Source organism: Inquilinus limosus MP06, from assembly GCF_000767795.1.
GTDB lineage: Bacteria > Pseudomonadota > Alphaproteobacteria > DSM-16000 > Inquilinaceae > Inquilinus > Inquilinus limosus_E.
This window is the reverse complement of sequence record NZ_JANX01000199.1, coordinates 1-9,800: the sequence shown is the minus strand read 5'-3', so window position 1 is coordinate 9,800 and position 9,800 is coordinate 1. Positions and strand designations below refer to the sequence as shown.

Genomic DNA, 9,800 nt, shown 5'->3' with positions numbered 1-9,800 from the left:
CCAGCGCCAGGCCCAGGCCGGAGGTGCCGCCGGTGACCGCCACGCGCAGCCGCCGCAGATCGGTATCGATAGGCATGATGGATGCTCCTGTCATCGGGAGCCTCCATCGGTACAAGTTCAAGTGCGGTTTAGGTCAAGGGAGATTTTGAAAGTATCGGCTTTGATAATCTAAAGCCGTCATGGCGAGCCCCGAAGGGGCGTGGCCATCCAAGGCCGCTCGCACTGGCCCCTGGACTGGATGGCCACGTCGGCTTCGCCTCCTCGCCATGACGGGGAGGCCCCTGCCTACCCCCACACCTCCCTTGCGATCTCCACGATCATCGCCAGCTTGGCCCATTGCTCGTCCTCGGCCAGGACGTTGCCCTCTTCGGTGCTGGCGAAGCCGCATTGCGGGCTGAGGCACAGCTGATCGAGGTCGACGAATCTCGCCGCCTCGTCGATCCGGCGCTTGATGTCGTCCTTCTTCTCCAGCGTGCCGGTCTTGGAGGTCACCAGCCCCAGCACCACCCGCTTGCCTTTGGGCAGGAAGCGCAGCGGCTCGAACCCGCCGGCGCGCTCGGTGTCCCATTCCATGAAATAGCCGTCGGCGGCGATCTCGTTGAACAGCCGCTCCGCCACCGGCTCGTAGCCGCCGGAGGCGATGAAGGTGGAGCGGAAATTGCCGCGGCAGAGATGCATGGTGATGGTCATGTCCTTCGGCCGATCCGCGATGGCGGCGTTCAGCATGCCGGCATAGATCCCCGGCTGCTTCACCGGGTCGTCGCCGCGCTCGGCCAGCATCCGCCGCTGCTCCGGGTCGCAGAGATAGGCGAAGCTCACGTCGTCCAGCTGCAGGTAGCGGCAGCCCTCGGCGGCGAAGGCGGCGACCGCGCCGGCATAGGCGCGGCCGAGATCGGCGTAGAATTCCTCCATCTCCGGATAGACCGTGGCGTCGATCACCTGCCGGCCGCCGCGGTAATGCAGCATGCTGGGCGACGGAATCGTCATCTTCGGCACCCGGGCGGTGTTCGCCTTCAGGAAACGGAAATGCTCCAGCATCGGGTGGCCGGTGAAGCCCAGCCTGCCGGTGACGCGGATGCCCTTGGGCTTGACCTGGGCGCCCTGGAACTGAATGCCGTGATCCGCCCAGTAGCCCTCGACGCCGTCGAGGTGCTCCAGGAAGTCGAAATGCCAGAAGGCGCGGCGGAACTCGCCGTCGGTAACGGCCTCGAGGCCGATCTCCTCCTGCCGGCGGACGATCTTGCGGATCTCCGCATCCTCGACCGCCTGCAGCTCGCCGGCGGTGATGGCGCCCTGCTCGTGCCGGGCGCGGGCGGCCTTCAGCGGGGCGGTGCGCAGCAGGCTGCCGACCATGTCGGCGCGGAAGGGCGGGGTCTGGCGCGGCATGAATGGTCCTCCTCAGATGGCAGTTTTCTTGAACTGTCATCCTCGGGCTTGACCCGAGGATCCGGGGGCGGCCAGAGCAAATCTCCGTGGCCCCTGGATTGCCGGGTCAAGCCCGGCAATGACAATGAAGAGAGATGCTACGACGCGGCATGGATCGATCCCTTGCGGGTCACGCCGAGATGGCGGGTCAGGGCGGCCTCGTCGGCCTTCAGGACGGCGCTGGGCGCGGCATGGACGATGGCGCCGCGCTCCAGGATCACCGCCTGGTCGGTGACCGACAGGATCTTCTGGGCGTGCTGCTCGACCACGACGGCTGCGACGCCCTCGTCGCGCAGGATGCGCTTCAGCGCGGCCAGCAGCTCCTCGACGATGATCGGCGCCAGGCCCTCGGTCGGCTCGTCGAGCAGCAAGAGTTTGGGGTTCAGCATCAGGGCGCGGGCGATGGCCAGCATCTGCTGCTCGCCGCCCGACAGCTGGCTGCCCAGGTTGCCGCGCCGCTCCTTCAGCCGCGGGAACAGGGCATAGGCGCGCTCCGGCGTCCACGGGCCGGGGCGGGCCACCGCGGTCATGTTCTCCTCGACCGTCAGCGACCTGAAGATGTTGCGCTCCTGCGGCACCCAGCCGATCCCGGCCAGCGCCCGGTCCTCCGGCCGCGCCCGGGTCAGGTCGCGCCCGGCCAAGGTGATGCTGCCGCCGAAGCGGCGGGTGACGCCGATGATGCTGTTCAGCAGCGTGGTCTTGCCGGTGCCGTTGCGGCCCAGCAGGGCCAGCGCCTCGCCCTCGGCCAGGGTCAGCGACACGCCGGAGACGACGACGGCCTCGCCATAGCCGGCAACCAGGTCGCGCAGGGCCAGCAGCTCAGCCATCGACCGGCTCCCCGAGATACACGGCCCGGACCTGCGGGTCGGCGGCGATGGCGTCGGGCGTGCCCTCGGTCAGCAGCGCGCCGTTGACCAGCACCGAGATCCGGTCGGCGAAGCTGAACACCAGGTCCATGTCGTGCTCGATCAGCAGCACCGAGACATCCTGGGGCAGCTCGGCGATGGTGGCCAGAAGCTCGTGCCGCTCCGCCTCCGGCACGCCGGCCGCCGGCTCGTCCAGCAGCAGCATGCGCGGGCGGCAGGCGAAGGCGGTGGCGATCTCCAGCAGGCGCTGCTTGCCATAGGCCAGGGTGGATGTCCTCGCCTGCAGCACGTCGGTCAGGCGGAAGCGCTCGGCGATGGCCAGGATCTCGTCCAGCACCTCGGCCTTTCTGCCAGCCACCCGCGACCAGTCGCCGCCCCGTCCCAGGCGCTCGGCCACGGCCAGGCCGATGGTGTCGAGCGGCGTGATCTCCGGGAACAGCTGGTTGATCTGGAAGGTGCGGGCCAGGCCGCGGCGCACCCGCAGATGCGGCTTGAGGCTGGTGATGTCCTCGCCGCCCAGCAGCACCCGGCCGCCGCTCGGCGCCAGCACGCCGGTCAGCAGGTTGACGAAGGTGGTCTTGCCGGCACCGTTCGGGCCGATCAGCGCGTGCCGCGCCCCGACCGCGATCTTCAGCGACACGTCGTTGGTGGCGACCAGCCCGCCGAAGCGCTTCATCAGGCCGACGGTCTCCAGCGCCGCGGTCATCGCCCGGCTCCGAAGCGGGAGAGGAGGGTGGCGAGGGGGCGGCGCAGGCCCTGCACCAGCCGGTCGCGCCCGACCAGGACCAGCAGCACCAGGAAGGCGCCGAGCCAGAAGGACCAGTATTGCGGCGTCAGGCCGGAGATCCAGTCCTGCAGGAAGCGGAACAGCACGGCGCCGATCGGCCCGCCATAGAGGTAGCCGGCGCCGCCGATCACCAGCACCAGCAGCACATCGGCCGAGCGGTGGAAGTCGAACACGTCGAGCGAGACGAACTGCGTGGTCTGGGCCAGCAGCGCCCCGGCCACCGCGGCATAGGCGGCCGACAGCGTGTAGACGCCGATCAGCCGCCGCGCCACCGGCACGCCGACCGCGGCGGCGCGCAGGCGGTTGTCGCGGATGGCCTTTAGCGATAGGCCGAAGGGCGAATGCACCAGCCGCCGGGCGAACAGGAACAGCAGGAACAGCACCGCCAGGCTGTAGGCGTAGGCGGTGGTGCCGAACAGGTCGAACTCGAACCGGCCGAGGATCGGGCCGACCATCATGCCGTTCAGCCCGTCGGCGCCGCCGGTCAGCCCGGCCGCCTGGTTGGCGATCTCGAACAGCAGCAGCGAGATGCCGAGCGTGACCATCAGGCGGGTGAGGTCGCTGCCGCGCAGCACCAGGAAGCCGGTGGCGAAGCCTAGCACGGCGCCGGCTGCCGCGGCGGCGACCAGGCCCAGCAGCGGCTCTCCGGCGACATGGATGGTCAGCAGGCCGGCGACATAGGCGCCGAGGCCGAAGAAGGCGGCGTGGCCGAGCGAGACGATGCCGGCATAGCCCAGGATCAGGTCGAGCGACAGCGCGAACAGCGCCAGGATCGCGATCTCGTTCAGGATCAGGTGCTGGTCCGGCAGCAGGAGCAGGGCGGCCAGCGCGGCCAGCCAGAACAGGAACTCCGGCAGCCGCCAGCGGGCGCGCGACGCGGCCGGGGCGATCCGGGCGGCCGGAGAGGAGAGCGGAGCCGTCGTCACCTGCCGCCTCCGCGCGCGAATAGCCCCTGCGGCCGCAGCAGCAGCACCACGATCATCACCGTGTAGATGACGAAGGAGCCGGCGGCGGGCACGTAGTACTTGCCGGCGACGTCGGCGATGCCGAGCAGCAGGGCGGCCAGGAACGGGCCGGTCAGGCTGGAGGTGCCGCCGACCGTCACCACGATCAGGAAGTAGATCATGTATTTCAGCGGGAAGGTCGGGTCGACGCCCAGGATCTCCGCCCCCAGCGCACCGCCGAGGCCGGCGAGGCCCGAACCGACGGCGAAGGTGGCGGCGAAGACGGTGTCGACCCGGATGCCCAGGCCGCGGGCGGCGCGCGGGTCGTCGACCGCGGCGCGCAGCCGGCTGCCGAAGCGGGTGCGGGCCAGCACCCATTGCAGGGTCAGCACCAGCGCGCCGCAGACGGCGATGATCAGCGCCCGGTAGATGCCGATGCCGACGCCCAGCACCTCGACCCGGCCGCGCAGGTAATCGGGCAGCTGGATGATCTGCTGCTCCGACCCCATCAGATAGTCGGCGGCGGCCATGGCCATGAAGACGATCCCGATCGAGAACAGCACCTGGTCGAGAGGGCTGCGGCGATAGAGCTGCCGGTACAGCGTCCGCTCCAGCACCAGCCCGACCGCGGCCGCGGCCAGGAAGGCCGCCGGCAGGCACAGGAAGAACGGCACCTGCCAGCGGCTCATCAGGATGGCGGTGACATAGCCGCCGAGCATGGCGAAGGCGCCATGCGCCAGGTTGATGAAGTTCATCAGCCCCAGCGTCACCGACAGTCCGCAGGCCAGCACGAACAGCAGCATGCCGTAGGCGATGCCGTCGAACAGGATCGTTTCCATGGCGCTACTTCGCCGCCTTGACCGGGTCCTTCACCGCCTCGATGGTCGCGAACTCGACATTGTACAGGGCGCCGTCGCGCTTCTCGACCTTGCGGACATAGATGTTCTGGACGATGTCGCGGGTCTCCGGGTCGATCGAGACCGGGCCGCGGACGCTGGTCCAGCTCATGCCCTTCATGGCGTCCAGCAGGCCCTGGCCGTCGGTGGCGCCGCCGGTCTTCTTCAGCGCCTCGAAGATCAGGTGCATGCCGTCATAGCCGCCGACCGCCATGAAGTTCGGCCGCATCCCGGCGTTGGCCGCCTGGAAGGCCTGGACGAAGGCCTTGTTCTCCGGGCTGTCATGGGCGGCGGAGTAGTGATGGGTGGTGATGGTGCCCAGCGCCACGTCGCCGATCTTGTCCAGCAGCTCGTCATCGGTCAGGTCGCCGGTGGCGATCAGCCGGATGCCGGACTTGTCCAGGCCGCGCTCGACGAACTGCTTCATGAACACGGCGCCGAAGCCCGAGGGCACGAAGACGAAGACCGCATCCGGCTTGGCGTCGGCGACGCGCTGCAGGAAGGGCGCGAAATCCGGGTTCTTCAGCGGCACCTGCAGCTGCTCCGCCACCTGGCCGCCGGCCTTGCCGAAGCGCTCGGCGAAGGCCTTCTGCGCGTCCAGGCCTGGGGCGTAGTCGCTGACCAGCGTGACCACGGTCTTGATGCCGTTCTGGGCTGCCCAGTCGGCCAGCGGCACGGTCGCTTGGGGCAGGGTGAAGCTGGTGCGGACAATGAAGGGCGACGCCTCGGTGGTCGCCGCAGTGGCGGCGGCCATGATCACCTGCGGCACCTTGGCCTGGGTGGCGATCGGCGCCGCCGCGGCGGCCAGAGGGGTCAGGCCGAAGCCGGCCAGCACCGCCACCTTGTCCTTCACCACCAGCTCCTGCGCCAGGCGCTTGGTGACGTCGGCGGTGCCGGTGTCGTCCTTGACGATCAGCTCGACATTCTTGCCGGCGACGGTGGCGCCGTTCTGCTGCAGGTACAGCCGCGCCGCGGCCTCGATCTCCCGCCCGGTGGAGGCGGAGGGGCCGGTCATCGGCAGGATCAGGCCGATCTTGACCGTGTCCTCGGCCGCGGCCGGCAGGGCCGCCAGCAATGCTGCGGCCACGGCCGCGGCGGTCAGGTGACGTCGTTTCATCTTGGTCCTCCCCGTTTCTTGAAGGCCGCGGTTCGGGCCGCCGGCCGGTGGATCAGTGGTCCTCTATCAGGCTCTCGCGGCGGTTGTCCGGCATCAGGATGGCGACGACGAAGGCGATGGCGCACAGGCCGGTGACGTACCAGGCGAACCAGCCCTCGACGCCGATGTCCTTCAGCCACAGCGCCACATATTCGGCGCTGCCGCCGAAGGCGGCGTTGGCGATGGCATAGGACAGGCCGACGCCCAGGGCGCGCACCGCCATCGGGAACAGCTCGGCCTTCACCAGCCCGCTGATCGAGGTGTAGAAGCTGACGGCGGCCAGGCCGCACAGGATCAGCCCGAAGGCGGCATAGGGGCTGGTGACCCGGCCGATGGCGCCGAGCAGCGGCACCGTGGTCAGCGTCGTCAGCCCCCCGAACAGCAGCATGTTGTTGCGCCGGCCGATGCGGTCGGACAGGGCGCCGAACACCGGCTGCGCGATCATGTAGACGAACAGCACCGCCGCCATCACCAGGCTCACCGTCTTCGTGTCCAGATGGGCGGTGTTGACCAGGTATTTCTGCATGTAGGTGGTGTAGGTGTAGAAGATCAGCGACCCGCCGGCGGTGAAGCCCAGCACGGTCAGGAAGGCCCGCGGGTGCTGGAACAGGGCGCCGATCGTGCCGGCCTCCTTCGACTTGCGCACCTCGGCCGAGCTGGTCTCGATCAGCGACCGGCGCAGATAGAGCGCGATGACTGCGGCCGCGGCGCCGACCACGAAGGGGATGCGCCAGCCCCAGGCCCGGATCTCATCGCCGGACAGCGAGAATTCCAGGATCACCACCACCAGCGTCGCCAGCAGCTGGCCGCCGATCAGCGTGACATACTGGAACGACCCGAAGAAGCCGCGGTGCCGGCGCGCCGCCACCTCGCTCATATAGGTCGCGCTGGTGCCGTACTCGCCGCCGACCGACAGGCCCTGCACCAGCCGGGCGGCCAGCAGCAGCACGCCGGCCGCGGCGCCGATGCTCTCATAGGTCGGCAGCACCGCGATCGCCAGCGACCCGGCGCACATCATCAGCACCGACAGCATCATCGAGGTGCGGCGACCGTGCTTGTCGGCGATCCAGCCGAACAGCCAGCTGCCGATCGGCCGCATCAGGAAGCCGGCGGCGAAGATGCCGGCGGTGTTCAGGAGCTGGCTGGTCGGGTCGCCCTTCGGGAAGAAGGCGCTGGCGAAGTACAGCGAGGTGAAGGCGTAGGTGTAGAAGTCGTACCACTCCACCAGGTTGCCGGAGGAGCTGCCGACGATCGCGACGATGCGGTCGCGGGTGCTCATCGCCGCGATGGCGGCGCTGGGTGACGGACTCAGCGGGCGGTCCTCGGGGATGGATGCGACCATGCGGTGTCTTCAGCCTCGTGACGCGGTTGCGGATCCTGTGCGGCCGGGGCGTGCCGGCCCGCGGGGCGTCGACGGCAAGAGCAGGAAGGCGCGCGGGGCCGGGCCTGGGCCCGCCGCGGCATCGGTCGGCGGAAGGGTGACGGTGCCCGCCATCCCGGACGCTCCCCTCTTTCTTGCGTTTTTCTGTCTGCTGTCTTGTGCCGGGCGGCGGATCGGGTCAAGGATCTGTTCGCAGAATGAACCTCTTGTTCGCTCAGCGAACAGGAGGACGCCAGGGAGGAAGACGCTGCAGCGCATCGAGCAGGTCCTGTCGTTCCGCAAGGGGCTGGACGTGATCCGCAGCTTCGGCGCGGGGCACCGCCGGCAGACCATCACCGAGGCGGCGGAGCGCACCGGGCTGACCCGGGCGGCGGCGCGGCGCTTCCTCCTGACCCTGTGCGAGGCCGGCTATGCCCGCAGCGACGGCAAGCATTTCGAGCTGACGCCGGCGATCCTGTCGCTCGGCCACAGCTTCCTGTCCGGCATGGGCGAGATCGAGCGGGTGCGCGATGCCCTCCTGGGGCTGACGCGAAGCCTGGGCGAATCGGCCTCCGCCGCCATGCTGGACGGGACGATGATCACCTATGTCGCCCGGTCGCCGGCGCCGCACCGGATCATGACGGTCGGCCTCGGTGTCGGCACAAGGCTGCCGGCGCATGCCACCTCGATGGGCCAGGCGCTGCTGGCAGCGCTGCACCCGCGCGAGCTGGAGCGGTATTTCGAGGCGGCGGTGCTGGAGCGGTTCACCGAGCACACGCTGACCACGCGCGCGGCGCTGGCCGAGCGGCTGGCCGAGGTGCGCGGCCGCGGCTACGCCCTGGTGTCGGAGGAGCTGGAGACCGGGCTGAGCTCGATCGCCGTCGCGGTGCCGGGCGGCATCTCCGCCGGCCACCTGGCGATCAACATGAGCGCGCCGGCCTCGCGCGTCGGGGCAGGGGAGATGCGCGACCGCTTCCTGCCGGCGCTGCAGGAGGCCGCGCGAGTTGTGGCCCTGGCGGTGCCGCGCGGATAGAACACGATTGTTTCGGGTCGACGGAATGTCGACCGTCTTCGCGGTGCCTCTCCCGCTTGAGAGATCTTTTCAGAATTCCTGACACCGTCATTGCGAGCGCAGCGAAGCAATCCAGGGGCCGGTGCGCACCGGCCCCTGGATTGCTTCGTCGGCTTCGCCTCCTCGCAATGACGGCGAGGGAGAAGCGTTGCGAAAAGGTCCCGCAAGCGGGAGAGGCAACGCGTGAAGCGAGCATCATCTGCTTGAGATGACCCGGCTAAAGCCCGTGCCGCCGGGCCTGGACATGGGCGTGCATGCCGCCATCGACCGGCACATTGGCGCCGCGGATCCAGGACGAGGCGTCGGACAGCAGGAAGCCGACCGCGGGGGCAATGTCCTCCGGCCGGCCGGGCCGGTCCATCACCGCCATCTCCGCCCGCGCCCGGTCGCCGAGGCTGGCCAGGAAGTCGGGCAGGATCGGCGTGTCGACCGGCCCGGGGCTGATCGCGTTCATGCGGATGCCGCGGTCGCGCCAGGTCCAGCGGTTGCGGTGGGTCCAGGCGACCAGCGCCTCCTTGGCGAAGAGGTAGCTGCGGGCGCCGGCGATGCCGTGGCGATCGCAGAACGCCTCGACCTCCTCGAAGCCCAGATCCTCGCTGGCGCGGATGGCGGGCAGGGACTCGGCCCAGTCCAGCCCGGCCAGGGAGGCGAGGTTCACGATCGCGGCGCCGTCGGCCAGCTTCGGCGCCAGCCCGACCGTGAGGTGTTTCAGGCCGACCAGGTTGACCCGCAGCACCTCGGCCGCCGGCCGGGTCGGCGGCACGCCGGCGATGTTGGCCAGGCCGTGCGTGCCCTCCGGCAGGGCCGCCACCAGTGCGTCGATCGACGCGCGATCGGACAGGTCGGCGCGGAAGAAGGCATCCATGGGATCAGCCGGCGCGTGCCGGTCGACGGCGATGACGCGGCCGCCCCAGGCCGTGACCAGCCGCGCGGTCGCGGCGCCGATGCCGGAGGCGGCACCCGTGACGATGATGGTCTTGCCGGTCAGCATGGCGGGTCCCGTGGCGGTGCGGCGCCGCCGGATCACGCCGCCAGCAGCGATTTCAGCTTTACCTCCGGCGAGGCGAGCGAGCCAGGGTCGGGCGCGGCGCGCCGGGCGATCAGCATCTCGGCCAGGCGGATCTCGCGCGCGATCTTGCCGAGCGGGCCGAGGCCGCCGGCCGCGACCAGCCGTCCGTCCGCCGCCAGGTGGAACAGCAGCCGGGCACCGTCGCCGAGGTCGCGCCCGACCGTCGCCCGGCCCTCATCGGCCAGGCCGGCGATCTGCAGCGTCAACTCGTGCTGGTCCGACCAG

The 9,800-nt window shown here is 70.0% G+C and carries 10 protein-coding genes; 1 reads left to right on the top strand and 9 read right to left on the bottom strand.

The window, feature by feature from the left end; translation table 11 throughout:
• Nucleotides 1-285 precede the first annotated feature (285 nt).
• From P409_RS16610 to P409_RS16580, 7 genes are all read right to left on the bottom strand, one after another.
• Complete coding sequence (locus tag P409_RS16610) at nucleotides 286-1,386, bottom strand: 5-methyltetrahydropteroyltriglutamate--homocysteine S-methyltransferase (RefSeq protein WP_034839500.1); 1,101 nt, start codon at nucleotides 1,384-1,386, stop codon at nucleotides 286-288.
• A gap of 137 nt (nucleotides 1,387-1,523) precedes the next feature.
• Nucleotides 1,524-2,252 carry an ABC transporter ATP-binding protein gene (locus P409_RS16605; RefSeq protein WP_034839497.1) on the bottom strand — a complete coding sequence of 243 codons (729 nt, stop codon included), beginning with the start codon at nucleotides 2,250-2,252 and terminating at the stop codon, nucleotides 1,524-1,526.
• A complete protein-coding gene (locus P409_RS16600) occupies nucleotides 2,245-2,997 on the bottom strand; it encodes an ABC transporter ATP-binding protein (RefSeq protein ID WP_034839494.1) in 753 nt (250 codons plus the stop codon). Before P409_RS16600 ends, P409_RS16605 begins: the two co-directional genes overlap by 8 nt.
• A complete protein-coding gene (locus P409_RS16595; protein ID WP_052120780.1) occupies nucleotides 2,994-4,004 on the bottom strand; it encodes a branched-chain amino acid ABC transporter permease in 1,011 nt (336 codons plus the stop codon). Before P409_RS16595 ends, P409_RS16600 begins: the two co-directional genes overlap by 4 nt.
• The gene (locus tag P409_RS16590) at nucleotides 4,001-4,861 is read right to left on the bottom strand and encodes a branched-chain amino acid ABC transporter permease (protein ID WP_034839492.1); all 861 of its coding nucleotides are present in this window, start codon (nucleotides 4,859-4,861) and stop codon (nucleotides 4,001-4,003) included. The genes P409_RS16595 and P409_RS16590 overlap by 4 nt, the downstream gene beginning before the upstream one ends.
• 4 nt (nucleotides 4,862-4,865) lie before the next feature.
• Nucleotides 4,866-6,035, bottom strand: coding sequence for an ABC transporter substrate-binding protein (locus tag P409_RS16585; RefSeq protein ID WP_034839490.1), 1,170 nt, complete (start codon nucleotides 6,033-6,035; stop codon nucleotides 4,866-4,868).
• A gap of 52 nt (nucleotides 6,036-6,087) precedes the next feature.
• A complete protein-coding gene (locus P409_RS16580; protein WP_052120778.1) occupies nucleotides 6,088-7,416 on the bottom strand; it encodes an MFS family transporter in 1,329 nt (442 codons plus the stop codon).
• A 331-nt stretch (nucleotides 7,417-7,747) separates the two neighbouring features.
• Here P409_RS16580 and P409_RS16575 point away from each other — a divergent pair, with 331 nt between their 5' ends.
• The gene (locus P409_RS16575) at nucleotides 7,748-8,467 is read left to right on the top strand and encodes an IclR family transcriptional regulator domain-containing protein (protein WP_238578706.1); all 720 of its coding nucleotides are present in this window, start codon (nucleotides 7,748-7,750) and stop codon (nucleotides 8,465-8,467) included.
• A gap of 256 nt (nucleotides 8,468-8,723) precedes the next feature.
• Here P409_RS16575 and P409_RS16570 read toward each other — a convergent pair whose 3' ends face one another.
• Both P409_RS16570 and P409_RS16565 read right to left on the bottom strand, forming a co-directional pair.
• Nucleotides 8,724-9,497, bottom strand: a complete 774-nt coding sequence (locus P409_RS16570) for a coniferyl-alcohol dehydrogenase (RefSeq protein WP_034839488.1) — start codon at nucleotides 9,495-9,497, stop codon at nucleotides 8,724-8,726.
• A gap of 32 nt (nucleotides 9,498-9,529) precedes the next feature.
• A partial coding sequence (locus P409_RS16565) for an oxidoreductase C-terminal domain-containing protein (protein WP_034839487.1) occupies nucleotides 9,530-9,800 on the bottom strand: 271 nt, incomplete at its 5' end.